The sequence below is a fragment of the Eisenbergiella sp. OF01-20 genome, from assembly GCF_003478085.1.
Taxonomy (GTDB): Bacteria; Bacillota; Clostridia; order Lachnospirales; family Lachnospiraceae; genus Eisenbergiella.
This window is the reverse complement of the sequence record NZ_QUES01000020.1, coordinates 17542-43044: the sequence shown is the minus strand read 5'-3', so window position 1 is coordinate 43044 and position 25503 is coordinate 17542. Positions and strand designations below refer to the sequence as shown.

20 protein-coding genes and 1 pseudogene are annotated in these 25503 nt (G+C 47.5%); 20 read left to right on the top strand and 1 reads right to left on the bottom strand.

Features of this window, described 5'->3' with window-relative positions:
* Window positions 1-350: 350 nt before the first annotated feature.
* From DXA36_RS20500 to DXA36_RS20455, 8 genes and pseudogenes are all read left to right on the top strand, one after another.
* A complete protein-coding gene (locus DXA36_RS20500; protein WP_118681368.1) occupies window positions 351-1337 on the top strand; it encodes a reverse transcriptase family protein in 987 nt (328 codons plus the stop codon).
* A gap of 16 nt (window positions 1338-1353) precedes the next feature.
* Entirely contained in the window at window positions 1354-2007 is a 654-nt protein-coding gene (locus DXA36_RS20495; RefSeq protein ID WP_118681316.1) for a metallophosphoesterase, read from the top strand.
* Between the two features lie 124 nt (window positions 2008-2131).
* Window positions 2132-2569 carry a VOC family protein gene (locus tag DXA36_RS20490; RefSeq protein WP_118681315.1) on the top strand — a complete coding sequence of 146 codons (438 nt, stop codon included), beginning with the start codon at window positions 2132-2134 and terminating at the stop codon, window positions 2567-2569.
* A gap of 182 nt (window positions 2570-2751) precedes the next feature.
* Entirely contained in the window at window positions 2752-4773 is a 2022-nt protein-coding gene (locus DXA36_RS20485) for a plasmid pRiA4b ORF-3 family protein (protein ID WP_118681314.1), read from the top strand.
* A 584-nt stretch (window positions 4774-5357) separates the two neighbouring features.
* Window positions 5358-5606: a hypothetical protein gene (locus tag DXA36_RS20480; protein WP_243114698.1), complete on the top strand. Its 249-nt coding sequence runs from the start codon at window positions 5358-5360 to the stop codon at window positions 5604-5606.
* Between the two features lie 256 nt (window positions 5607-5862).
* A complete protein-coding gene (locus DXA36_RS20470) occupies window positions 5863-6165 on the top strand; it encodes a hypothetical protein (RefSeq protein WP_182479191.1) in 303 nt (100 codons plus the stop codon).
* A 131-nt stretch (window positions 6166-6296) separates the two neighbouring features.
* A pseudogene (locus DXA36_RS34280) lies at window positions 6297-7345 on the top strand (PDDEXK nuclease domain-containing protein).
* Window positions 7346-7753: 408 nt separating this feature from the next.
* Window positions 7754-8215, top strand: coding sequence for a low molecular weight protein-tyrosine-phosphatase (locus DXA36_RS20455; protein WP_118681312.1), 462 nt, complete (start codon window positions 7754-7756; stop codon window positions 8213-8215).
* A 10-nt stretch (window positions 8216-8225) separates the two neighbouring features.
* Here DXA36_RS20455 and DXA36_RS20450 read toward each other — a convergent pair whose 3' ends face one another.
* The gene (locus DXA36_RS20450) at window positions 8226-9125 is read right to left on the bottom strand and encodes an AraC family transcriptional regulator (protein WP_182479190.1); all 900 of its coding nucleotides are present in this window, start codon (window positions 9123-9125) and stop codon (window positions 8226-8228) included.
* A 141-nt stretch (window positions 9126-9266) separates the two neighbouring features.
* Between DXA36_RS20450 and DXA36_RS20445 the strand changes: the two genes are divergently transcribed.
* From DXA36_RS20445 to DXA36_RS20390, 12 genes are all read left to right on the top strand, one after another.
* The gene (locus DXA36_RS20445) at window positions 9267-10589 is read left to right on the top strand and encodes an alpha-glucosidase/alpha-galactosidase (protein WP_118681310.1); all 1323 of its coding nucleotides are present in this window, start codon (window positions 9267-9269) and stop codon (window positions 10587-10589) included.
* Window positions 10590-10843: 254 nt separating this feature from the next.
* Complete coding sequence (glmM, locus tag DXA36_RS20440) at window positions 10844-12181, top strand: phosphoglucosamine mutase (protein WP_118681309.1); 1338 nt, start codon at window positions 10844-10846, stop codon at window positions 12179-12181.
* Window positions 12182-12354: 173 nt separating this feature from the next.
* Entirely contained in the window at window positions 12355-13596 is a 1242-nt protein-coding gene (locus tag DXA36_RS20435) for an extracellular solute-binding protein (RefSeq protein WP_118681308.1), read from the top strand.
* Window positions 13593-15326 carry a sensor histidine kinase gene (locus DXA36_RS20430; protein WP_118681307.1) on the top strand — a complete coding sequence of 578 codons (1734 nt, stop codon included), beginning with the start codon at window positions 13593-13595 and terminating at the stop codon, window positions 15324-15326. Before DXA36_RS20435 ends, DXA36_RS20430 begins: the two co-directional genes overlap by 4 nt.
* A complete protein-coding gene (locus tag DXA36_RS20425) occupies window positions 15307-16836 on the top strand; it encodes a response regulator transcription factor (protein WP_118681306.1) in 1530 nt (509 codons plus the stop codon). The genes DXA36_RS20430 and DXA36_RS20425 overlap by 20 nt, the downstream gene beginning before the upstream one ends.
* 137 nt (window positions 16837-16973) lie before the next feature.
* The gene (locus tag DXA36_RS20420; RefSeq protein WP_118681305.1) at window positions 16974-17213 is read left to right on the top strand and encodes an HPr family phosphocarrier protein; all 240 of its coding nucleotides are present in this window, start codon (window positions 16974-16976) and stop codon (window positions 17211-17213) included.
* A 232-nt stretch (window positions 17214-17445) separates the two neighbouring features.
* The gene (locus tag DXA36_RS20415; protein ID WP_118681304.1) at window positions 17446-18240 is read left to right on the top strand and encodes a response regulator transcription factor; all 795 of its coding nucleotides are present in this window, start codon (window positions 17446-17448) and stop codon (window positions 18238-18240) included.
* Entirely contained in the window at window positions 18224-19948 is a 1725-nt protein-coding gene (locus DXA36_RS20410; RefSeq protein ID WP_182479189.1) for a cache domain-containing sensor histidine kinase, read from the top strand. Before DXA36_RS20415 ends, DXA36_RS20410 begins: the two co-directional genes overlap by 17 nt.
* Before the next feature lie 166 nt (window positions 19949-20114).
* Entirely contained in the window at window positions 20115-21029 is a 915-nt protein-coding gene (locus DXA36_RS20405; protein ID WP_182479188.1) for an ABC transporter permease, read from the top strand.
* A 12-nt stretch (window positions 21030-21041) separates the two neighbouring features.
* The gene (locus DXA36_RS20400) at window positions 21042-21944 is read left to right on the top strand and encodes a carbohydrate ABC transporter permease (protein WP_118681302.1); all 903 of its coding nucleotides are present in this window, start codon (window positions 21042-21044) and stop codon (window positions 21942-21944) included.
* 50 nt (window positions 21945-21994) lie between these two features.
* Window positions 21995-23650: an extracellular solute-binding protein gene (locus DXA36_RS20395; protein ID WP_182479187.1), complete on the top strand. Its 1656-nt coding sequence runs from the start codon at window positions 21995-21997 to the stop codon at window positions 23648-23650.
* A 117-nt stretch (window positions 23651-23767) separates the two neighbouring features.
* The gene (locus DXA36_RS20390) at window positions 23768-25249 is read left to right on the top strand and encodes a sulfatase (RefSeq protein ID WP_118681300.1); all 1482 of its coding nucleotides are present in this window, start codon (window positions 23768-23770) and stop codon (window positions 25247-25249) included.
* Window positions 25250-25503 lie beyond the last annotated feature (254 nt).

Genomic DNA, 25503 nt, shown 5'->3' with positions numbered 1-25503 from the left:
ACAGAGGATGATGGAAATTACGGCCGGGTTGTGTTAAAATAAAAAACATACCCGGCTGACAGCATATCCGGAGAATGGAGTTTTCCGGCCTGACGGGGAGTCCCCGCCGGGAAAAACAGACAGCCAGGACGCAGGTGCCCTGCGACCGCAAGCTGTTCCAAAGTACATCAGCACACTCCCGTGTGCACACCGCCTGCGGCTGTACATTTCCACAGCTTACGGAATCGGTGTATTGTGTCAGCCGGTGTATCCGGCAGCAGTTAAGGCTCCTGAGCTTCCGGTTCAGGAGCCTGCTGCGTTGCCGCCGTTGTATTCGGAATCAGAATCGGCATCCGGAAAGGAACTATGCGATGGGAAACACACAGCTTTGGAAATATTGTACCACACGCCAGTGCCAGGATTTTATCCTGTCCCTCCGCCTGATCCCCGGCGGGGAGAAAATGAGCCGGGAAAAACAGCTGGCCTGCCTGTATACCCTGAGTAACCAGGGCATAAAAAATTACCGCCGGGTGACAATAGCCAAAAAAGGGGGAGGCAGCCGGCAGCTTCTGGTTCCCTGCGGTCTTTTAAAGGCAGTGCAGAGGAATATTCTGCACCATGTGCTCGATGAAAGGCCGGTATCCCCCTGCGCCCTGGCTTACCGCAAGGGGACGGATATCCGGGCAAATGCATCTGTTCATCTGGGTAAAAATAAGGTACTGAAGCTGGATATCAGCCATTTTTTCGACAGCATCCTGTTTCCCCGGGTATACGGCGCGGCGTTTCCCGACACTCTTTTTCCTCCTGCGGCGGCGATGCTCCTTACCAGCCTTTGCTGCTGTAAGGAGAGGCTCCCGCAGGGGTCCCCTGCATCGCCCGCCATATCCAATCTGGTAATGCGGCCTTTTGATGAATATATGGAAGGCTGGTGCGGGGAACGGGAAATCACCTATACCCGATATTGTGATGACATGACCTTTTCCGGCAGTTTCGATGCCCCAGCACTTATCACCAAGGTGAGAAGCTACCTGGAGGCCATGGGATTTTCCCTGAATGAAAAGAAAACGAAACTGCTTACAGAAGGTGTCCGCCAGTCTGTGACAGGGATTGTGGTGAATGAAAAGCTTCAGGTTTCCCGGGACTACCGGAAAAAGCTGCGGCAGGAGGTTTACTACTGCAGAAAGTACGGGATAGAAGCCCATCTTGCCAGAATAGAGGCGGCCGAAGGGATCCGTTGGGATAAAGAACGCTACATCGGCTCCGTGCTGGGCAGACTCCGTTTCGTGCTGCAGATAAACCCACAGGACGAAGAATTTGCGCGCTATTGCAGGGACTGGAAGGAACAGTACCTGGGATAAGAGAAAGAGGGAACGATTGAGATATTATATTGCGGACTGCCATTTTTTCCACGATGCCCTGAACAGAAGGATGGACAACCGCGGCTTTGAAAACGCGGAGGCCATGAATGCCTATATGCTGAAAAGATGGAACGGCAAGGTACGGAAAAAAGATGAAGTGGTTATTCTGGGGGATTTGTCCTGGGGCAAGCCGGAAGAGACGAACGACCTTCTGGAAAAGCTGCATGGGCGTTTATATCTGATTCAGGGAAACCACGATCCGTTTCTGAAGGATAAAAAATACAATGCCGGCCGTTTTGAATGGATTAAGCCCTATGAGGAACTGCGTGACAACCGGCGCAAGCTTGTCCTGTGCCATTATCCGATCCTGTGTTATAACGGGCAATATCGGCTGGATGAACAGGGAAACCCAAGATCCTATATGCTCCACGGCCATGTGCATGATACCCACGATCAACGGCTGATACAGCAGTTCCAGGAAATCACCCGCAGCACCGTCCTGCACTATCCGGATGAGGAGGAACGGCGTATCCCCTGTAATCTGATCAATTGCTTCTGCATGTATTCCGACTATGTCCCTCTTACGCTGGATGAGTGGATAGACAATGATTACAGGCGCAGGCTGGGCAGGGCACAAGGGGACACGGACAGTAACCGAAGTCGTTTTTAATGGGGACATATAATCCGTATCTTATGGTATTTATCGGTGCAAAGGTATATAATAGAAAATGTAAATCCGTTTGGCAACGGGTTTTTCAGAAAAGCCAGCCAGGTAAAAGGAGAAAGGGGAAATTATGGGAGCACAAGTAAAAGGGGTGGCACATGCAGCATTTAATGTGTCGGATATGGAGAAGGCTATTAAGTTCTATGAGGATGTCCTTGGGTTTGAAAAAGCATTCGAGCTGCAGCATCCGACAACAGGAGAACCATGGATCGTATATCTGCATGCAGGAGGAAACCAGTTTATTGAACTTTTCTACGGAGGGGTAAACGGTCAGGAATACAAAGATGAAAATATCGGTTATTCCCATCTCTGCCTGGAAGTAGAGGATATTCAGAAAATAGCGGATCAAATTACACAGGCCGGATGGGTGCTTGATTCTCCTGTTTCGCAGGGGATGGATAAGAACTGGCAGTGCTGGACACATGATCCGGATCATAACCGGATTGAACTGATGCAGATGGAGGAGGATTCCTTACAGTGCCGCTTCCTTAAAGAACATAATTTATAAGATAACCAGGAAAAAGAAAGTCTGAACCAATTACCGGGGCTCAGGCTTTCTTTTTTGTTGTAATTTTCTTTTTTTTCTTAATTATTCTATGATATACTGAAAGGCAGATAGACGGTAAAAGATATAGCGGTACAAACGGACGGTCTTGCGGAAGGATTGTACAAGCAAAGGAGGAAAATAAAATGGCGGGATTTCAGGTTAAAGTAGTTTTGGAAGGAACTAAGCCCCCTTTATGGCGCAGAATTTTGCTGCCGGATCATCTCAGCTTTGCAGATCTGCATGACATCCTGCAGATTGTATTTGGATGGGAGGAGGAACATCTGCATGATTTCTCTTTCCAGAACAGCCGGGCGAGAATCAGTAATACGGATTACGCGGATGCGGATATGGATGAGCGGGAAGTGGCGGCGGACGCGTATCTGAGGAAAGGCTGGATCCGATATACCTATGATTTTGGAGACAGCTGGGAACATAAAATTACGTTGGAAAAAGAAATGGATGATTATGATAAGCGCTATCCTGTTGTGCTTACACACAGACGCAATAATATGGAGGAAGACAGCGGCGGTGTGTGGGACGGGGCAGAAAGCAGTGAGCCATATGATGAAGCGGCTGTGAATATACATCTGAAGGAAACCTGCTTTTGTGAGCCGTTGGCAAACGGAGAAAGTCCGGAATTAGAGGAAGAAAGGGAACTGTTACAACTCCTTTGGAATAAATTCAGTAAAGGGCAAAAAAAACAGCCGCCAAAGAAAAAATCAGATTTGGAACGCAAGCTGGAAAAAATCAACAGCTTTTATGAGGCGGCTGACAGGAAAAGAGCTTCTGATAATGCAGCAGGACAGCCGAAGGACATACAGCGGCCCGGGGAAGGACAGCTCGTTTTCAACTTTGATACGGGAAAAACGGATGTGGAGAAAGCGCCGCCGGACTATTGTATTTATAAATGTGACCGTGATATTACACAGGAACAGCTTTTGGAAGAGAATTCAGAACAACAGATGGCAGACTATGCAAAGTACCTGCTAATCCCAGCAAGCCCAGGCAGAAGTAAGAATGAAGCAAAGAAAGCCATTTTGACAGTACTGGAAGCGCATCCTGAATATTATCTGATTTTGATGGATGAAATAACTGTAAAAATTTATCTTTTAAGCACGGAAAAGAAAGCAGGTGAGGTTCTTGGCGTTGTCCCTGAAAAAAGTATGGTGACGTTGTGTGCCTGGGGACTATGGGACGTGCAGATTTTTAAAAGCCGGGAAAATAATAGGATGGAAGTTGCCGTTGCAAAAGGAAACGAAAGTTTTGTGCAGTTTCTGAGGACAGCGAGGCTCCATCAGTTTTTCAGTACAAAACAATTAATCACCGACGGTATCTTTTATCTGCTGCAAAGTTATGGTTTTATAGGATTAGGAGCTCTTCATGCGAAATACCAAAAGGCATTCGGCCCCATATCCTATGAAGATTTAATGCGTTATCTCTATCTTGACGGGCGGTTCTATGGGGAATACATAACAGGAGAATGCCTGATAGATAATTCCGCCACCTCTTTTGCCGCGGTGAATGGGCTGGATCCGGAACGGGTACTGGCACAAATGAGTGAGTTTGGCCAGGAACTGGAATATGCCGATTTTAAGAACCGCCAGCTTTTAAAATGGAAAGAAGGAATCGGCAGCTTTGTGCCGGAATGGGATGAACTGGCGGACACGCTGGTAAATTTGGATGTGGTATATCCGGAAGAATTAAGCGGATTTTTACCGGATTTGTATTTGGATACCATATCAGGGCTGGAATTGGATGAACTGCTTTATATTATAGAAAATACTTTTATTGAGGGTCCGGAGGAACCCCGGAATATGCTGGCCCTTGCGATGATCTGGATAAATGCGGCTGCCTGCTGGCTGAATACGCCGCTGGCCTGCCTGAAGGGTTACAGCCGCGTGGGACTTTCCCGCCGGACAGGCAGGGAAGCATTTTCCATTGCGGCGGAGGAAGAGGAATATATAGTTCCGGAGGAACTGGAGGGAGACGAACAAATCTATGAGCTGCCATGGAAAATGCAGCAGGAGCTTTATTATCTGCTGTCCGACCGATCAAGTAAAAAGGGCCGCAAACTGGCAGCGGAAGGGGTGCGGAAACTGGCACAAAGTGTTGGAAAGGAAATGCAGATTTTTGAAGTGCTGGAAGCTTTACTTACGCTGGAATAGATAAAGGGGAATCCCGGTATGAAGATAGAAGCTTATGATGTGGACTCTCTTAGAAAAGCAGTCAGGGATTTACAGGCGGAGGAATAAAGCACTACTTATAGAAGTATATACAAGTGCAATAATACAGAGAGAACGATTTGCGATTTTCTAAGATTTCATAGGTGTTGTGATGAAGAAACTGTTATCAGTCCCATAAAGCATTATTCACGAGATGAAAAAAGATCTAGATCTTCTGTATGAATATGCGAAGACGTTCAAGGCAGCAAAAGAATTAAAGAAATATTTGGAGATACTGTTATGAGTTTAAAGGCAATGAGCTTTAAAGCAAAAATAAATAATTATGGGAAGTACAACAATATAACTGTACAGGTTATTCCCTAAAATTATACTTGTACTGGTAAAAAAGGAAATGATAACAAGTGTGATCATGAACTGCATAAAACGATAAGGTTCGGTGTGATTATAGAAGGTTTATGCGATAAATGTGAAGTAAAGATTGCGAGGTGCTGTAATTAATGAACACATTTTCTGAGAAAGACTGGAAGATATTTCGGAGTAAGATTGCCGGCTGGCAGGAAGCTTATATGAATAAGCTGAATAAAGAGTATAGTAAAATCCTCAGCGGGGAAGGAAATCCATCGGATAAATTTTGGGAGCTTGAGAAACGGATTAATGAGGACAAAAAGGATTGTGGAGTCTGTTGTAAAATGAGCAGATCTAATCAGTTTTATATTATGATGTCACTGCTGAATGAAGGTGCAATTACCATGGAGGATCTGGAGGATTTTAGTGATGATTTGAAAGATACGATAAAACATTTTGCAGGAAGATAATTTGGGGTTCAAGGTGAATAATGATGCCTTCAATGCATTGGTAAGGGCAAACTACAATGACCTGCAAAATGGAGTTCATGCAACAACAAAGTTTTTTTAAAATATTCTTTAGCAATCTGATTTTAGGAACGGAATATGAGCTAAAAAATAGATATATGCATGTGGATTATGTTCCAGAGCAAAGTGATAATATGGTGCAAAGTGCAATAGGAAATGGTTCAAAGGGCAAAATCAGCTAAATGAGGTAATGCGTGTTATGAAAAGGGTAGAAACCAGACTTGATACAAAACAAGTTTTGCCGGTGGTTGAAAAATATAGTCAGGCGCTGGAACTTTTGTATGCTTACGACCATCAGAATATGAGCCGCCCAACTGGAAATAAGGCAACCTATATCTTGACTTATGAAGAATGTAGAGAAGTAATTAACAGCATGAAATTTGGTGACAGCAGTTCTCTTTTCGGAAATGAAAAGATGTTTCCTTTAAGGGGAGTATTGGGGCAATTTATCAAAGTTTTGCAGGTGAAGATGTGTATACCACACTTGAAGAAAAAGCTGTAAATCTTCTATATTTTGTGACAAAGAATCATAGTTTTTCTGAAGGCGAAGCGCGTGTCGAATTATGTCGTATAATGTAAAGCAAATAATTGATATGTGTTTAGTTTTGAAATTGAATAAAGAAGGTGAAAAACTTGTCAAAAGATTTAAAGATATTTAATGATTCCTATTTTAAGGAATGGATTAAAAGCATAAAGCAGAGAATAAAACAGAGTCAATTAAAAGCTGCTGTGCGTGTAAACACTGAATTGTTACTTCTCTATTGGGATATAGGAAAAGACATTGTTCAAAGGGATATCGAGTCAAAGTGGGGTAGCAAAATATACTCTACATTGAGTGATGAATTAAAAGATGCTTTTCCGGGAATGAAAGGTTTTTCTGTTACAAATTTAAAGTATATGAAACGATTTTATCAGTTTTATTCAGTTGAACAAGAAATTGGTCAACAACCTGTTGACCAATTGGAGAACATTTATATAATTCCATGGGGGCATCAAATATTATTAATCTCAAAATGTGATACTGTGAGAGAAGCATTATTTTATGTTAATAAAACATTAGAGAATGGCTGGAGCAGAGCCGTGTTGTAAACTTTTTGGATACTGGTTTATTTGAGCGACAAGGCAAAGCAATAACTAATTTTTCGAGGTTGCTGCCAGATATACAAAGTGACCTTGCAAAGGAAACCTTGAAGGATCCTTATAATTTTGACTTTCTAGCTTTGAGCGAAGGGTATCGTGAAAGGGAATTAGAGGATGCACTAACTTCAAATATCACAAAGTTTTTATTAGAACTGGGACAAGGATTTGCTTTTGTTGGAAGGCAGATTCCTATTCAAGTTGGTCAGAAAGAGATATATTTAGACTTGCTCTTTTACCATATAGAACTTCGGTGTTATGTGGTTATAGAATTAAAAGTATGCGAATTTGATCCGGCATTTACAGGTCAATTAGGTGTTTATGTAGAAGCAATTAATCACCAAAAAAAGAAGGTAACTGATAATGAGACGATTGGATTGTTGATATGTAAAACTAAAGATGACGTAATGGCAGAATATTCATTGGAGGCAAGTAGCCAGCCAATTGGCATTTCAGAATATAAGTTAAAAGATTTGCTGCCTATTGATTACGCAAGTTCTTTACCTACGATTGAGGAAATTGAAGAATCATTGAAAGACTTATAAAATTACTATAATAATTTTGTCCCATACTTGACATGCGCTGATGGAAATAAAAGAATAGCAGCTACAATGTGTCTTTATTTTTTGTACAAAAATAATGTATTGTTCAAAAATGGAGACAAATTGATAGACGATCACACACTTTTCGCTCTTACAATCATGATTGCAGAATCCAATCAGGAAGAGAAAGAAATGATGGTGAGTGTGATCATGAATTGTATAAAAGGGTGAAATTGAACTACGACCAGTGTTGATAAAGTAATATGAATACCACTTTACTACACCATTTGCCAATGAATTTGCGTAGATTTATAAAGAATGGCGTAGGTTTGGGGTAAAACATGAAAAATGAAAAAAGCGCCGGAAAGCCCGATATCAGGGTTTAAAGGCTCATGAAAGGATATATTCAAGATGATAAAAATACTATTCGTCTGCCACGGCAACATCTGCCGCTCCCCCATGGCAGAATTCATTCTGAGAGACATGGTACGTACCAAAGGCATCGCCGGCGGGTTCCATATCGAATCCGCCGCCACCAGCACGGAAGAAATCGGCAATCCGGTCCATCACGGAACCCGCCGCAAGCTTCTGGAGCATGGGATTTCCAAGGAAGAAATCTCCTTTAAGCAGGCCCGCCAGATGCGGAAAGAAGATTATGCCAAATTTGACTATATCATAGGCATGGATGAAAGGAACCTGCGCAATAGCATGCGTATCCTTCGTTCCGATCCGGAAAACAAAGTCCATCTCCTTCTTGACTATACGGATCGCCCCGGAGCCATAGCCGATCCCTGGTATACCGGCGATTTTGAAGCCACCTACCGGGATGTATGCGAGGGCTGTGAAGGGTTCCTGAAAAGCCTGGGCTTCTGACCGTGAACGGCTACTCATCCCCATAGTCCCCCGCAACCCGTCTGTACTGCAGCGGTGTCAGCCCGGTGGTCTTTTTAAACTGCCGGCAGAAGGCCGGCGAATCCGTAAAGCCGCAGGAATAGGCGATTTCCGTGATATCCCTTCCTGATTTCTTCAGCATATCCATAGCCGCGGTAAGACGCAGATCCGACAGATACTGCTGCACGCTTTTTCCCGAATGGGAAATGAATATTTTATACAGATAAGTACGGCTGACCCCGACCTGGCGGGCCAGTTGTTCTATTTTTACAGGATAACTGAAGTTATGCTCCAGATAATCCACCGCCTGGCGGTAATACAGCTCCTGCAGCGTGCCCGCAGGCGCCGATTTCCGGGAAGGCGGCAGAAGCTGTATCGGCAGCTGCTCCTGATACATGCAGGAAAATAACAGATAGAAATTACCCATAATCTCCAGAAGGTTCTGGCAGTTTTCATGGAAGCTGTTTTCAAACACATAGGTTTGTGACAGGAGCCTTGCCGCACTGCCTTCATCCGGGGAGCGGTAAACCACCTGGGTATCCGTGAAACCGCAGTGCTTCAGCAGGGTTTTAGCGTCAGGTCCGTCAAAGGCGATCCAGGTATACTCCCAGGGGTCTTTTTCATCCGCAATATATTTAGTCGCCTCTCCGGGAAGAATCAGAAAAGCATCCCCCTTTTCCAAATCATATACGCTGTCCCTGCGAAGGTATCTTCCCCTGCCGCTGCGGATAAAATGAATCAGGTAATGAGGCCGGATGGCAGGGCCGAAAAAATGGCCGGGCGCACAGGATTCACTGCCGGAATAATAGAGCCGCAGGGCGATGCGGGTCTGGGATTCGGTGAGCAGCCGAACCGTCTCTCTCGTGTTGTTTTTTTCTGTGGGATCCTTCATGATAAAAATCTCCTGAGGAAACAATAATTCAAAAATAAGAAACAAAAAATAAAGAAAATATCCTGAAAAATCGTAAAATAAAAGCAGATACTTCATTTTACAGGAATCATTTCATAAATTCAATCACAGGAGGGTTACTTTATGATTAAAATCACATTTTTAGGTGCAGGCAGCACTATTTTTGCCAGAAATGTTCTGGGTGACTGCATGTGTACACCGGTGCTGAGGGAGGCGGAGATCGCACTGTACGATATCAACGCCAAGAGGCTTGAGGATTCGGAAATTATTCTCAGGGCCATCAACCACAATGTGAATGAAGACCGGGCGGTAATCAAAACATATCTGGGTGTGGAAAACAGGAAGGAAGCGCTTAAGGATGCGGATTTTGTGGTGAATGCCATACAAGTCGGCGGCTATGAGCCCTGTACCGTAACGGATTTTGAAATCCCTAAAAAATACGGCCTTCAGCAGACCATCGGCGATACCCTGGGAATCGGCGGTATCATGCGCGGCCTTCGTACGCTGCCTGTCATGGAAGGGTTTGCAAGGGATATGGAAGAGGTATGCCCGGATACACTGTTCCTGAATTATACCAATCCCATGGCAATTCTCAGCGGTTATATGCAGAGATATACCAAAATCAGGACCGTAGGCCTTTGCCACAGCGTGCAGGTCTGCACAGAAGGGCTTTTAAAAGGACTCGGGATGGAAGACAAGCTGGAAGGGGCCACGGATTATATCGCAGGAATCAATCATATGGCATGGCTTCTTGAGGTAAAAGACAAAGACGGCAACGATCTGTACCCGGAAATCAAAAAGCGTGCGCTGGAGAAAAACAGCAGGGAAAAACATAATGATATGGTACGCTATGAATATATCAAAGCATTAGGCTACTATTGCACCGAATCCAGCGAACATAATTCCGAATACAATCCATTTTTCATTAAATCCCGTTATCCGGAAATGATAGATAAATTCAATATCCCGCTGGATGAATACCCCAGACGCTGTATCAAGCAGATTGCCGAATGGGAAGAGGAAAGAAACAATATTCTCAAGGACGGTAAGATTACCCATGAACGTTCCCGGGAATATGCTTCTTATATCATGGAGGCGGTGGTGACCAATAATCCTTACCAGATTGGCGGAAATGTCCTGAATACCGGACTGATTGACAACCTTCCTGCCGATGCCTGTGTGGAGGTACCCTGTATGGTAAATGCAAAGGGAATCAATCCCTGCCATGTGGGACGCCTGCCTGTACAGCTTGCCGCTATGAACCAGACGAATATCAATGTGCAGCTGCTCACTATTGAGGCGGCCAGGACGAGAGACAGAAACTGCATTTACCAGGCCGCCATGCTGGATCCCCATACGGCAGCAGAGCTGAATATCGACGATATCCGCAGTATGTGTGATGAATTAATCGATGCACATGGGGAATATATGGCAATGTATAAATAATAGGATTACAAGCTGCAACAGAAAGGACTGCACATCACGCGTGCAGTCCTTTCGTGCAAAAAAAAGAAATAATAGTGCACATCACCCTCTTTTGTGGTAAAATGGCAGACGAACCGCATAGTATGAATGGTTACCATTTGTCCCGTGCCGCCCAGGCGGCATGGCCGGAAGACGGATAAAAATGTGCAATCCGCCTTCTGAGGAATAAGCGGCGACAGCCGTATGCGTGCCGCAGCGCGCGAAAGAGGTGTAAGATGAAATATTTTGGAACAGATGGATTCAGAGGAAAAGCCAATGAGGTCCTGACAGCGGACCATGCCTTTACAATCGGAAAATTCCTGGGCTGGTATTTTACGGACGGCGCCCATAAGAAAGCCAGCTGTGTAATAGGGAAGGACACCCGGCGTTCCAGCTATATGTTTGAATATGCCCTGGCTGCCGGCTTAAGTTCCGGAGGCGTGGATGTCTATCTGCTTCATGTGACCACCACACCCAGCGTATCCTATGTGACAAAAAGCGGGGATTTTGATTTCGGTATCATGATTACTGCCAGCCATAATCCCTTTTACGATAACGGCATCAAGATTATAGATAAGGACGGCTATAAGATGGAGGAAGCTGTTCTGGAAAAAGTGGAGGAATATCTGGACGGACAAGTGGAAATCACCTGTGCCCGGAATGAAAATATCGGTAAAATTACGGATTACATCCAGGGACGGAACCAATATATCAGCTATCTGACCTCCACCACGATCCATTCCTTCCGCGGCTATAAGGTGGGGCTGGACTGTGCCAACGGGGCCGCCAGCAGCATAGCTAAAACCGTATTTGAGATGTTGGGAGCCAGAACCTACATGATCCATGATGAACCGGACGGCCTGAACATCAATGTGGATTGCGGATCCACTCATATAGAATCCCTGCAGAAGCTTGTGGTGGAGAAGGGCCTGGACGTGGGTTTTGCATTTGACGGCGATGCGGACAGATGCTTTGCGGTGGATGAACAGGGAAATGTGCTTGACGGCGATTTACTCATGTATCTGTGTGCCGTGCATATGAAAGAAGCGGGCGCGCTGATTGACAATACCGTGGTTGCCACCATAGCCTCCAACATGGGCGTGGAAAAAGCCCTGGAGAGGCAGGGGATCCGCATGATACGCACCCCCGTAGGGGATAAATTCGTTTCTCAAAAGATGCAGGAGCATGGCTACAGCATAGGCGGAGAGGAATCCGGCCACATTATTTTTAACAAATACAGTACCACCGGAGATGGTATCCTCACCGCAATCCGTGTGATGGAGATCATTGTGGGCAAAAAGACTATGGCTTCCTTCCTTACCGCAGGGGTCAGCCTGTTCCCCAAGGTACAGATCAATAAGCGGGTAAAGGACGCGTCACTGGTACTGGAGAACCCGGCTGTCAAAGAGGCCATTGACCAGGCATCCTCCCGTCTGGACGGATCGGGACGCGTCCTGATCCGCAAGAGCGGCACCGAGCCGGTTATCCGTATTCTGGTGGAGGCCCGGGAGGAAGAACTGTGCCGGACCCTGGCGGAAGCAATCGCTGCCAAAATGGATGAAACAGATCAATAAAAAAGACCGCAAAGGACGTACTTCTGTAAAAAAGGCAGGATACGTCCTTTGTTACGGTTCACTCCGTGACCAGTAACGTCCTTTTTCCTTTCAAACAATTATTCCCGGATTATGTAGAAAGCTGTACTTTTTGATGCTATACTTCTGGTAGGACAGGGGAAAGGAGAACGGGAATGAACCGCAAAAAATACGCAAAACGGATGGAATCGGTGTTACTGATAGCGCTTCTGCTTATCACCGCCGGCTGCGGGAGGCAGGCGGAGGTACTGCCGGAAAAGCCCGTAAGGACCGTGGTTACCCTGTGGCACTATTGGGATATACCTGCCTGCCAGAAATCTATGGCGGGGCTTGCCCGGGAATTCAATGAATCCCAGGACCGGATAACGGTGGAGATAAGGTACGTACCGGACGAGGATTTCAAAAAACAGCTGGCGCTGAGTATGGCGGAAGGTTCCATGCCGGATATCGCGCTTGTGGATTCTTCGGATTTCCAGTTTTTCCATACGATGAAAAGCTTTCTGGATCTTACCGATGAGCTTCCGGAGCTGGCTTCTTATATGCCGGAGGCCCTGGCACCCTGTGAAAGCGGAGGCAGGATTTACGGGCTTCCTTTCGGAATGAACTGTCCGGCCCTCCTTTATAACAAGCAGATGCTGGAGGAGGCGGGGTGCAGTGTTCCCCGGACCTGGGAGGAATTCTGTAATACGGCGGTGCGCACCACCGGGGATTCCCATTACGGCTTTGCCATGGCAGGTATCCAAAGTGAGGAAAGCCTGTATGCGTTTCTGCCCATACTCTGGTCCATGGGCGGTGACGTGAAGGAAATCAGCAGCCCGGCAGGGCAGGAAGCTTTCGGAATGCTGGCCCGTCTGGCGGAACAGGGGGCGCTGAACTGCCAGAGTGTCAGCATGACGCTGGCGGATTTGATGTACCAGTTCTCCAAAGGCAGAGTGGCAATGATGTTCAATACCAGTATGTCGGCAGTCTATATCAGAAAGAACGCCCCGGAAATCGCATTCGGAGTCGCTCCGGTTCCCTCCGGCGGGGAGGCTGTGACCGTTATGGGCGGCGAAATCATAGGGGTTTCCCCGGAGGGTCATGTAAAGGAAGCGGTGGAATTTCTGCATTTCCTTGCGGATCCGGACAGGATGCGAAGGTATCTGGATGAAGCCGGGTTCCTGGCCCCCAGGAAGGATGTGATGGAGCGGCAGTTCCCGGAGGACGAACAGATGCAGGAGTTTATCCGTATTTTTTCCGGGGCAAGGTGCCGGGAGTTTGCCCCCTGGTGGCCGGAGGTGTCGTCCGCGGTTACCTCCGCCATGGAACAGGTCATACTGGGAGAGGATATAGAAGCCGTCCTTCAGGAAACGGACGGAGAAATCGATCAGGTTCTGGAGAGGGGAGGCGCCCGATGAAAAAACCGGGAGGTATCCGGATTCGGCTGATCTTCATGCTGATCCTGCTTATTTTCATTCCCATATTGCTTTTCGCGGCAGTTTCCCAGCTGCGTCTGAATTCCGCCATGCGGGAAAGTCTTGACAGCCGGGTGCAGGCCGGTCTGGAAAAATCAAACAAGAGCCTGACCCTCACCCTGGAAAAATACAATACGCTCCTGTACGATCTCAGCACCGACGACGATATCATTGAAATGGTGGAAAGCCTGAATGCAGGCGGGGAAGACAGGGAAACGATGAAAATCAACCTCCGCCGGGAGCTGAAGCATATCTGCAACCGCAATGAGGATGTGGCAGGCCTGGCTGTATTCACGGCAGACGGCAGCTGTGTTTATTATGACGGCTTGTCCTCCTCCTCCACCGAGAGCCTCTGGATGAACGGCAGCATGGATCTTCTGGAGGAGGGAATAGAGATGTACCAGCCCGTCAAATATGCGATGGCGGCCCCGGATGCGCCGGTCTATGTGTTCTCCATACAAAGAAAGCTGATTGATTACCGGGATATTCACAAAGAGGTGGGAAGTGTTCTCATCTGTGTGAATGAAAAAGTACTGCAGAAAACCATGGAAAGCACCTCCCATGAGATTTATTTCCTGGAACAGGAGGGACGGATCCTGAGCGCGCCGGACGATTCCCTGATTGGGGCCACCATAAGCTGGGAAGGGGTGGGGCGTATCGGAAATAAGAAATACCAGGACTATGTGGTCGCCTCGGTCATGAATGAAGAGAGCGGCTGGAATATCGTGGAATTTTATTCCATGGCCCATTATCGTACCACCATGCACGACCAGTTACTGCTGCAGGTCGGCATGGTTCTGGGCGTGTGGGCTGTTCTGGTTGCCGCAGTGATACTTGTTACCCGCCCTGTAATCGTTTCCGTGGAGTCCGTACTGCATGCCATGAACCGGGTGGAGGAAGGCGATTTTTCCATACGGGTGGAAAAGCGGAAAAATATGCCCGCTGAAATGGCGGAGATTGCCGATGGTTTTAACGAAATGGTAAAGCGGACGGATCTGTTGCTGGCACAAGTAAGGCAGGCGGCACTGGAACAGAAAAATGCCGAAATATCCGCGTTGGAAGCGCAGGTCGATCCCCATTTCCTCTATAATACACTGGACACCATCAATTGGAAGGCCATTGAAAAGGAAGAGTACGAGATCAGCGAAATGGTGGGGGATCTGGGTGATATCCTGCGTTATGCCATTAAAAATGCCGGCGGTATTACCACCCTTGGGGAAGAAATCGCCTGGCTGAAAAAATATGTGCGCCTGCAGCAGGAAAAGCTGGGCCAGGAAATCCAGATTTTCTGCAGCCTGGATTCGGCAGCGGCAAAAGCCCCCATGCATAAGCTGCTTCTTCAGCCCATTGCGGAAAACAGTATTAAGCACGGCCTGCACGGAATAACCAGGGCGCCTCTTCTTATCCTCACGGGAAAACGGGAAAAGGACGGCCTCATCATAGAAGTGGAGGACAATGGGAAGGGTATGCCGCCGGAGCTTCTTGACATCCTGAACCGGAAGGACTTCCACCGGGAAGATCATTTCGGTATAGAAAATACAAGAAAACGCCTGCGGCTTTACTACGGCGATGAGGCGGCACTTCATTTTGAAAGCCGCCCGGATAAATATACACGGGTAACATTACGCATTCCGATATGGGAGGGACAAAAGAGTGAGAATCGTGATCGTTGAGGACGAAGCGCCGATACGCGAGGGAATGGAAAAGATCCTGCAAAAACTGAATCCTTCCTATGTGCTTGCGGGAAAAGCCGCCGATGGACTGGAGGGGCTGGAAGTAATCCGTAAGGAAAAGCCGGATGTGATCCTGATGGATATCCGCATGCCGGATATGGATGGACTGACCATGCTGGAACAGCTGCGGAAGGAGGGGATCACCAGCAAAGCGGTGGTACTGAGCGCTTATTCCGATTTTACCTATGCCAAAAGGGCCATGGAGCTGGGCGTGAACTATTATCTCCTGAAGCCGGTAAAAATCCAGGAGCTGCGGAAGGTATTGCAGCAGACACAAGAGGAGGTCCGGGAGGAAAACAGCCGGGGAATGCTTCTGAGCCTGGAAAGCATAGCCCGCAGTGCCCTTACCGGAATTCTGGAAAAATCGGACGAGACCACCGCCGCCCTGGAAAAAAACTTCGGCGTGGATCCCAGTGATCCCATGGCACTTTTTATTGTATGGCTGGACGGCCATTATGAAGAACGCAAGGATATTGTGATGCGGATCCTCCAGGAAGTGGCGGATCATGCGGACGGGTTCCGGAGTATTGTTACGGCTTTTGCGGAGAGGAGCCAGTGTACAATGGTGCTGTACCACATGGATACTTCCCATGATTGGGAGGAATATTTCGACAGCTCCGTCGTTCCTATGCTCCTGTCCAATACGGAGAATAAGGCGTTGTGTGTGTGGGATGAATGCAGCGGCTTCTATGAGCTGGAGGAAGGCCGCAGACGCATCCGCCGTCTGCTGGACTGGAGCCTCGCCCTGGGAAATGAAAGGCTCATCTCCCTGAAACGGATTGAAAGTATCGCTGTCTCCCCCCTGAAATATCCGCCGGAACTGTCCCTGCGGCTGAAGCAGTCCGTGATAAAAAAAGAAGAAAAGGAATTTGCCGCCTGCTTCGCCGAATTCCTGAATTACTGCCGGGATCAGGTGCACAGTCCCAGGGATATTAAAGAAGCCTGCATCACGTTTCTGTGGACAGTGCTGAATACCGCAAGGGAATACATCTCCTTCGAAGAAAACGAACTTGAGGTCCAGGAGCTTCTGGAAGCGATTATGAATGCATATACCTGGGATGATGTAGGCGCCGTCATGCGCCGGCTTTATGACAAGGTGATGTATGGAGGAAGCGGGGAATCACAGGAGAGCAGCCCGCTGATCCAACGTGCCAGGCGTATGATAGAGGAATATTACAGCCAGGGCATTACTATGGAAGAGGTTGCCAGGAAGCTGGGAGTTTCCCCGGAATATTTGAGCAGGCAGTTCAAAAAAGAAACCGGCATTTCTTTTACGGAAGAAATCCGTAATGTAAAGGTGGAGAAGGTTAAGACACTGCTGCTGGGAACCAGCCAGAACCTGACCCAGATTGCCGCGATGACCGGTTTTTCCGATCCCAAATACATGAGCAAGGTGTTTAAGGAAGTGGTGGGTATTCTCCCCGCAGAATACCGCCAGATGAACAGTTAATGCAAAAAACAGGCAGAAAAGTACAAATATTTCCCCCTATGTTAAAATTTTCCTCCTAACATAGGGGGCTTTTTTTTGTATGATAAGGAAAATAAAAATGCAGAGCTATACCAATGAGAAAATACAGGAGGTATCATATGGATTCCGTAAAAATTTATTTGGAAAACACAGCGGCAGCTGAGTCATTTGTACAGACAATGAGACAGTTTGAAGGAGAATACGACCTGGCGCTTGGCAGCTATACCGTTGATGCCAAATCCATTTTGGGAGTATTTGCCCTCGGTATCGGGAAAGTACTGGACCTGGTATTCGTTAACTCCAAAGGAGAAGACCGCGATGTGATGAATGCGGTGGAACGGTACCGCATGGCGGCATAGAAGGTTACCCGGCAGGACGGGCCGCCGTATTTTTACCGGCTGCTGACGAAAATTTCAAATGCAGAAAACAGAATGAGGAAGCAGTGGTTCCGGGACCCCGGATGCCGCCGCTTCCCTTTTTTTATGATGGAATCGAATTGTGGAAAGGAAAAATCAATGATAAACTTAAAAGAAGCATAACAGTAGTAAAAAGCGCCGTCAACGGCGGAAAAAGAAAGAAAAGGGTGGGAAAATGGAGAGGTACCGCGTTTTTTTGGTGGATGATGAGCCGTGGGCGCTTGTCTATCTGGAAAAAATAGGAAATTGGGAGGAGATGGGGTTTTGCATTACAGGAAAGTTCGAGAATTCGGTGGAAGCCTTTAACCAGGCCGTATCGGATCCGCCGGATGTCATTTTTATCGATATACGTATGCCGGAACTGGACGGGCTTGGTTTTATGAAAAAGGCGCTGGAGGCGGGACTGCCCTGCCGGTTTGTGGTAGTCAGCGGATTTGCGGAGTTTGGCTACGCACAGGAAGCGATACGGATGGGGGTGGTATACGATTATTGCCTGAAACCCATTGCCAGAGACAAGCTTACCATGCTTCTTTCCAGACTTCATAAGATACTGGAGGATCAGAAACAGCCGGAACCTGAAAAGGAAGAGGTCCCGCTGACGGAAAATCCCGTATTCCAGGAGCTGTTAACCTATATGCACAGGCATTTCCGGGACAAGCTGATATTGAAAGAACTGGCGGAGCAGTATCACCTTAACGCCAATTACTGCTGTGCTCTCTTCAATAAGGAAACCGGGGTCTCTTTTTCCGAATATCTTACCTCCATACGTATGAGGGAGGCGGAGCGGCTTTTGACCCATACTACCTTGTCTCTGGAGGAAATCGCCGTACAGTGCGGAATCCAGGATTACTATTATTTTAACAAGGTGTTTAAAAAGTACAGCGGTGAAACACCCAGCCAGTACCGGAGGCAGAAAAAGAACGCAGGCAGCCAAAATGCGGATGGGGGATGCTATGAGACTGAGCTTTAAAAAAAGTATTGTGCTGATCATTCTGGCCGCTATTCTGATCCAGGTGGGAAGCCAGTTTATCTATATCAGGAAAATTGCTGAGAATTCCGCCCAACGTCTGCTGGCCTATACCAATACTACGGTGAAGCAGATAGAAAACAATCTGGATTCGGCTTTTAAAAGCATCGCTTATACCACCACCTATTTTTCCATCAATTCCGCCGTACAACGTTTTTTGACGGAAGAAGAGCAATTGGAAAAATACAAGCTGCTGACCTTTGTAAATGATACCTGCCAGGCGGCTATGGCTATGAACTCCCAGATCCAGACGGCCCTGCTGTTTGATAAGGAAGGAAACTGTGAATTCAGTTACAGTTCTTCGGAAATGAAATTCCATGAAGAGCTACAGAAGGTGGAGCGGGAATGCTACAGGGAGGCAGTGAACAACCGTTTTATCTTTTATCAAGGAGAGGATGGCAGGGAAATACTGCTGTGCATCACCCCCATATATTCCAATAAAGCGGCTATTTTTACGGAAAGCCAGCGTATCGGTACGGTGATGCTTGTCATACGCCCTGATTCCATCATGAAGGTGCTGGAGGAAACAGGAAATGCACAGGAGGTGGAATTTTACCTGCTGGATCCGGAGGGCAGTATTATGGCTGCCAATTCCGGGAAAGAGGCCCTGGAAAGAGATCTGCCGGGATATACTTATCTGGAACGGGAAATATGGGGAGGCCAGGGTTTCCGTATTGTAGGAAAAATAAACAACCATCAGGTGGTCAGGGAATATGATTTGTTCAGAAGCCAGATGCTGCTCAGCTGTGCCGTTATGGTGGGGATGCTTCTTCTCATAGGCTGGCTGTTCAACCACACCATTGCCCATCCCATCGACAGGCTGATTGGGGAGGTGGCCGAGCTGGGAACAAACCGGAGGAAGAAGCAGATAACCGGGAAATATCATTTCCAGCTCACCCCCCTTGTGGATAAAATGAATGAAATGCTCAAAAATAACGCACAGATGTCCCGGCGTATTTTTGACACGCAGAAACGGTTATATGAAGCAGAGCTATTAAAAAACGAGAGCGAAATTTATGCCCTCCGAAGCCAGATTAATCCGCACTTTCTGTACAATACCCTGCAGTGCATGGGAGGAATCGCCCTGATGAACGAGCAGCCTGTGGTGGCGGAAATGGCTTCCAATATGGCGGAAATCTTCCGTTATTCCATTAAGGAAGGGGATAAAGTGACGGTGGCGGAGGAGAAGGATTTCCTGAAGAAATACCTGGATATCTGTGACGTAAGATTCAACGGGAGATTCCGCTGGGAAATGGAAATGGAAGAAGGGGTGGAGGATCTCTGTATTGATAAAATGATATTACAGCCTCTGGTGGAAAATGCAGTCTATCATGGGCTGGAAAAACGCACCCAGCCGGGAGGCATGCTTTGGATAAAAGGAAAACGGGAAGGAAAAAGCCTTGTTTTTTCTATCGTGGATAACGGAGGGCAGTTGAACCCAGAGCGGCTTGCCAGGCTGCAGGAAACACTGGAAAACAGAGAACTTCTTGAGCAGGAAAGACGTGCCAGGAAACGAATCGGGCTTGTCAATATCCAGAGCCGGCTGAAGCTGATGTATGCCGGCGAGGGTGGGCTTACTATGGAAGAAAGCGCGGGAAATGTGACGGTGACTGTGAGATTTCCTGCAAAAGAGACGGATACCCGGCAGTGAGCATGCCGGGAACGGAAGGAAACAAAAAGCGCGTGGGTGCAGCAGACACGCGCTTTCTTATATGAAAACTGAGTTTATTACAAAAAATGCTGATTTCGTTTCATAGGCGTATTCCCATTCCTTTGTTACTATATGTTTATCAGAAAAAAGAAAGGAATGAGGGGCTTTGAAAAACAAAGGAATGTTCAGGAAAAACCTGAAAAAGAATGGGGTGTTGTATTTATTTCTGTTCCCCATGATCGTCTATATTGTTATCTTTCATTATATGCCTCTGGCAGGTCTGCAGATAGCTTTTAAGGACTTCGTGGCAACCAAAGGCATCTGGGGCAGTGAATGGGTGGGTTTCCGGTATTTCCGGCAGTTTTTTGACTCGCCCATGTTCTGGAAGCTGCTGAAAAACACTCTGGTAATCAGCCTCTACCAGCTGGTATTCAGCTTTCCCATCCCTGTCATACTGGCGCTGATACTCAATTATACGCCCAGCGGAAGGCTGAAGAAGATAACCCAAACTGCGACCTATGCGCCTCACTTCATATCCACGGTAGTGCTGGTAGGCATGATGTTCGTTTTCTTTGACCCGGCATCGGGAATCGGTACCGCCATATTGAAGGGCCTTGGTATGAATAATCCCCAGGTACTCACGGATCCGGCGGCCTTCCCTCACCTGTACGTCTGGTCCGCCATCTGGCAGACAACCGGCTGGTCGTCCATCATTTATATTGCGGCGCTTTCCGGTGTCAGCCCCGAGCTGCACGAGGCGGCCATAGCGGACGGGGCCAATAAGCTGCAGCGGATTATCTACATAGATATTCCCATGCTGATACCCACAGCGGTGATACTGCTCATACTCAACTGTGGGAATATCATGAATCTGGGTTTTGAAAAGGTATATCTGATGCAGACGGCGCCGAACCTTTCCACATCGGAAGTCATAAGTACCTATGTATACAAAATCGGCCTTCAGGGGCAGCAATACTCCTATGCTTCGGCCATTGGACTATTCAACAACGTCATCAATTTCACCATCCTGGTTCTTGTCAACCGGATCGCAGGGAAAACGACGGAAAATTCATTGTGGTAAAGGAGGACGGCTATGGAAACCAAAAAAATCAAAGCCGGAAGGGAAGACCGGATATTTAATATCACAGTGACGGTGATATCCCTTATCGTTCTGGTTATTGTGTTATATCCCCTGTATTTTGTTGTCATCGCTTCCATCAGCTCCCCGGAGGATATTTCCCTGGGAAAGGTGGTATTCCTTCCGTCGGGCATTAATTTCTCAGCGTATAAATTCGTGCTGGAGGAGTGGAAAATCTGGAGGGGTTATCTGAATACCTGTTTTTATACCCTTTTCGGAACCCTGCTGGGAACCGGCGTTACCCTGATGGCGGCCTTTGCATTATCCCGAAAGGATTTGTTCGGACGGAATGTAATAACGAAGCTTTTTGTATTCACCATGTTTTTTTCCGGCGGGCTGATTCCTACCTATATGGTGGTCAGCGGAATGCATCTGGTCAATACCAGAACCGTACTGGTGGTGATGGGAACGGTTACCGTCTATAACATGATTATAGCCAGGACCTTCTTCCAGAACAGCCTGCCCGAGGAGCTTTTCGAAGCAGCGGAGTTGGACGGGTGCGGCGTGGGAAAATTCTTTTTTATGATTGCCTTACCCTGTTCCAAAGCGATTATTGCAGTTATCGCCCTGTACGTGGGAGTCAGCCAGTGGAACTCTTACTTTACAGCCATGATTTATGTTACGGACCAGAAAATATACCCGCTGCAGCTGGTACTGCGGGATATCCTGATTCTGGGACAGCAGCTGACACAGATAACGGATCCGGCTGAAATAGAAGCCCTGGTGGAACGCCAGAAGGTAGCGCAGATAATAAAATATGTGGTAATTATTGTTTCTTCACTGCCTGTCATCTGTGTGTATCCATTCCTGCAGAAATTTTTTGTAAAAGGTGTTATGATCGGCTCCGTTAAGGGATGACGGCAGCTTGGCATATAGAGAACATGATCAGAAAAATGGAGGGAGAATGTATGAAACGGAAACAATTAGCCGCAGCGGCGGCAGCAGCAGCTCTTGTGATATCCTGCCTTGCGGGGTGCGGAAACACAGCGGCATCGGAAAGTATGGAGAGTGTTCCGGCAGGGACAGCGGAGGAAAGCGGTACGGCCCGGGCAGCCGAGGCGGTAAATAAAACCGGATACCCTATAATGAATGCGGACTACACGTTTAAGATTGTGTACCCGGTAGCTTCCACGGATAAAATCGGAGGCTGGGAAAATAAAGATTTTGTGAACAAGCTGGAAGAAGAGACCGGCCTTAAAATCCAGTGGGTGGGCATCCCGGAGGCATCCTATAACGATCAGGTGGCAATCATGATTGCTGCCGGGGATTTGCCGGATGCTTTTATCGGCCAGATTCCCAACTTTGCGCAGTTCCTGGATTCCTTTGTCCGGATGAATGATATGATCGATGACTATGCACCGTCTGCAAAAACGTTTTTTGACCAGTACCCCAATATTAAACTCGCAGGCATGTTTCCTGACGGCTCCATATATGGATTGCCGGAAGTGCAGCTGGACGGCTATGTGGCGGGTAAGAGCCTGGCAATCAATCAGTCATGGCTGGAGGCCGTTGGTATGCAGATGCCTGAGACGGCGGACGAGCTCTTTGAGGTTCTCATGGCGTTTAAAACCCGGGATCCCAACGGAAACGGCCTGGCGGATGAAATCCCCTTTGCCTTTTATAAAGACAGGAAATTTGATCTTCTTAAGTCGGCTTTCGGGTTTGCCGGTTATGATGAAAAGGATTACAAATACCCTTATTTACAGGTGGTGGATGGAGTTGTGGATTTTTATCCGGTTTCGGACGCTTATTATGAATACCTGAAATATCTGAATAAGCTGTACGTAAACGGCCTGATTGATCCCAACGGGTTTATCCAGGAAGAAGTGGATATGATTGCAAAGGGTACCAATGCCCAAATCGGGGTTTTTCCCAATTATTCCTACGATGATATAACGGTGGGGGATTATGCGGAGGATTATACCTACCTGCTTCCCTTAAAGGACAGCAGCGGCATAAGACATTATCAGCCCAGCGCGTGGTCAGGGACCGTTATAGTGAACCAGTTTTCCATAACCAATAACTGCCCTTATCCGGAAGCTATGCTCAGACTTTATGATTACATCAACAGCTCCTTTGACAACAGGCTGTTGTTTGGCTGGGGACCCAGGGATATGGCTTGGGTGGACAACGGGGACGGAACCATTTCCAAAAAGGCCGATCCGGTTCTGGAAGGCTATAACAGCTATGCGGAGGTGCGACATACCTTATCTATGGGCATAAAGGGTGTTTTCTTATGGACGGAAGAGGATAATGCCAAATTCGCTGTGACTTCAGACCGTGAAATCAAGTATATGGAGAGGCAGGATCCATACATGGAATGCGCGGTGGAGGAGTTCATACCGGATGGACAGGATTATCCGGAAAATACACAGGAAATCAATGTCCTTCTTACGGAGCTTCGAACCTATATGGATAACTTTATGGCGGAAAGTGTCATGAACGGAATCGACGATGCCAAATGGCAGAAGCATTTGGAGGACTGCAAAAAATTCGGCTATGAAAGATATACCGTGTTGAACCAGGAATATTATGATAGAATGAAGAGACTGGCGGAAGAATAAACATAAAAAGGCCATGCCGCCCTGGCGGTTCTACAGACAGGAGAAAGAACGGCACTGGTATGGCCATGACCTGTATTCCTGTAAGCTGGAACATATGACAGAAATGGAGAAAACAGTATGAAAGCAATCATGATCATGTATGATTCCCTGAACCGTCACATGCTTTCCCCCTATGGCTGTGACTGGACGAGGACGCCCAATTTCCGGCGTCTGGCGGACCGCTGTACCACCTTTGACAAATGCTACGTGGGAAGCCTGCCCTGTATGCCTGCCCGCAGGGAAATCCACACCGGACGCTATAACTTTCTGCACCGCAGCTGGGGCCCCATGGAACCCTACGACGATTCCATGCCGGAAATATTGAAGAAAAGCGGGATTCACTCCCATTTGATCAGCGACCACTACCATTATTGGGAGGACGGCGGCTGTACCTATCACAGCCGCTACAGTACCTGGGAAAATGTGCGGGGGCAGGAAGGGGATCCTTGGAAGGCTTTTGTGGGAAATAAGGATCTTCCTCCCCATCTGGGACAGTGCATTAAGCAGGATATGGTAAACAGGGAATATACGGATACCGAAGATAAAATGGCACAGACGGCAACCTTCCGGGCCGGCATGGAATTCCTTGACCGCAATCACGGGGAAGACAACTGGTTTCTTCAGGTGGAAACCTTCGATCCCCACGAGCCTTTTTATGTGCAGGAGGAGGATCTGCTGGGCTTTGAGCCATCCTATGACGGCCCCTTCTTCGATTGGCCGGGATATCATCCCGTGACGGAGGAAGAAAGACCTTATCAGCAGCATGTACGCAATAAATACGCGGCGCTGCTTCGGATGTGTGACCGTAACCTGGGCAGAATCCTGGACAAAATGGACGCTTACGATCTGTGGGAGGACACCATGCTGATCGTCAATACGGATCATGGTTTTCTGTTGGGAGAACATGACTGGTGGGCGAAAAGCAATGAAATCAATTTCTACGAAGAAATCGTACATACCCCTTTATTCATCTATGATCCCAGAAGCCGGGCATCCGGCCGCTGTGATTGTTTGGTGCAGACCATTGATCTGGCACCCACCCTGCTGGAATTTTTCGGCATTCCGGTTCCGGAGGATATGCTGGGCTGTCCGCTGAAGGAAACCATTGCGGAAGGCAGGCCCGTGCGGGAAACCTGTCTTTACGGGACCTGCGGCGCCCAGATCAGCTGCACGGACGGCCGTTATGTCTACGTGCTGGCGCCGGTAAACAAAACCAATGATCCGCTGTACAATTACACTCTGATGCCCACCCACATGCGGGAAATGTTCCCGCCGGAAGAACTGCAGGAGCTGGAACTGAGCGAGCCATTTTCTTTTACAAAGGGCTGCCGCCTGCTGAAAATCAAGAACAGGGAAAAATCCCAGTATCTGGATGAAAGGGGAGAACATCCGTATCGTACCATGCTTTTTGACCTGGAAACGGATCCGGGCCAAACAAATCCCCTGTCCGATCCGGAACGGGAATCTTATTTCCGGAAGGAAATCGTCCGGCTTATGAAAGAGAATGACGCACCGCCGGAGCAGTACGAGAGAATGGGACTTCAGGCAGAAAGGGAATAGGGCTGTCAGGCAATAAAACATCATTCAGGGAACAGGAATTTCAGATGGACTGCTATCCAGATCTTTTTGGGACAGCAGTCCTTTTTGCGCTTTTTTATTCCCGCAGACAGCAAGCCATACGGAACAAAAGGTACAAAGGCCGGATGGAGCAGTAGTACATTTACACAAAAATGGACAATGATTTTTGTGCACAGGCATGAAAAGTAAAAAAGGGGACAAAAACAGGTTGCTTTTTAGTGTTAGGTATATTAATA

Excerpts from the sequence above, each read along its gene's own strand:
- DXA36_RS20500 (WP_118681368.1), top strand. The coding sequence starts at position 351 with ATGGGAAACACACAGCTTTGGAAATATTGTACCACACGCCAGTGCCAG.
- DXA36_RS20490 (WP_118681315.1), top strand. The coding sequence starts at position 2,132 with ATGGGAGCACAAGTAAAAGGGGTGGCACATGCAGCATTTAATGTGTCG.
- DXA36_RS20485 (WP_118681314.1), top strand. The coding sequence starts at position 2,752 with ATGGCGGGATTTCAGGTTAAAGTAGTTTTGGAAGGAACTAAGCCCCCT.
- DXA36_RS20480 (WP_243114698.1), top strand. The coding sequence starts at position 5,358 with ATGAATAAGCTGAATAAAGAGTATAGTAAAATCCTCAGCGGGGAAGGA.
- DXA36_RS20470 (WP_182479191.1), top strand. The coding sequence starts at position 5,863 with ATGAAAAGGGTAGAAACCAGACTTGATACAAAACAAGTTTTGCCGGTG.
- DXA36_RS20455 (WP_118681312.1), top strand. The coding sequence starts at position 7,754 with ATGATAAAAATACTATTCGTCTGCCACGGCAACATCTGCCGCTCCCCC.
- DXA36_RS20450 (WP_182479190.1), bottom strand. The coding sequence starts at position 9,125 with ATGAAGGATCCCACAGAAAAAAACAACACGAGAGAGACGGTTCGGCTG.
- DXA36_RS20445 (WP_118681310.1), top strand. The coding sequence starts at position 9,267 with ATGATTAAAATCACATTTTTAGGTGCAGGCAGCACTATTTTTGCCAGA.
- glmM (WP_118681309.1), top strand. The coding sequence starts at position 10,844 with ATGAAATATTTTGGAACAGATGGATTCAGAGGAAAAGCCAATGAGGTC.
- DXA36_RS20435 (WP_118681308.1), top strand. The coding sequence starts at position 12,355 with ATGAACCGCAAAAAATACGCAAAACGGATGGAATCGGTGTTACTGATA.
- DXA36_RS20430 (WP_118681307.1), top strand. The coding sequence starts at position 13,593 with ATGAAAAAACCGGGAGGTATCCGGATTCGGCTGATCTTCATGCTGATC.
- DXA36_RS20420 (WP_118681305.1), top strand. The coding sequence starts at position 16,974 with ATGGATTCCGTAAAAATTTATTTGGAAAACACAGCGGCAGCTGAGTCA.
- DXA36_RS20415 (WP_118681304.1), top strand. The coding sequence starts at position 17,446 with ATGGAGAGGTACCGCGTTTTTTTGGTGGATGATGAGCCGTGGGCGCTT.
- DXA36_RS20410 (WP_182479189.1), top strand. The coding sequence starts at position 18,224 with ATGAGACTGAGCTTTAAAAAAAGTATTGTGCTGATCATTCTGGCCGCT.
- DXA36_RS20400 (WP_118681302.1), top strand. The coding sequence starts at position 21,042 with ATGGAAACCAAAAAAATCAAAGCCGGAAGGGAAGACCGGATATTTAAT.
- DXA36_RS20395 (WP_182479187.1), top strand. The coding sequence starts at position 21,995 with ATGAAACGGAAACAATTAGCCGCAGCGGCGGCAGCAGCAGCTCTTGTG.
- DXA36_RS20390 (WP_118681300.1), top strand. The coding sequence starts at position 23,768 with ATGAAAGCAATCATGATCATGTATGATTCCCTGAACCGTCACATGCTT.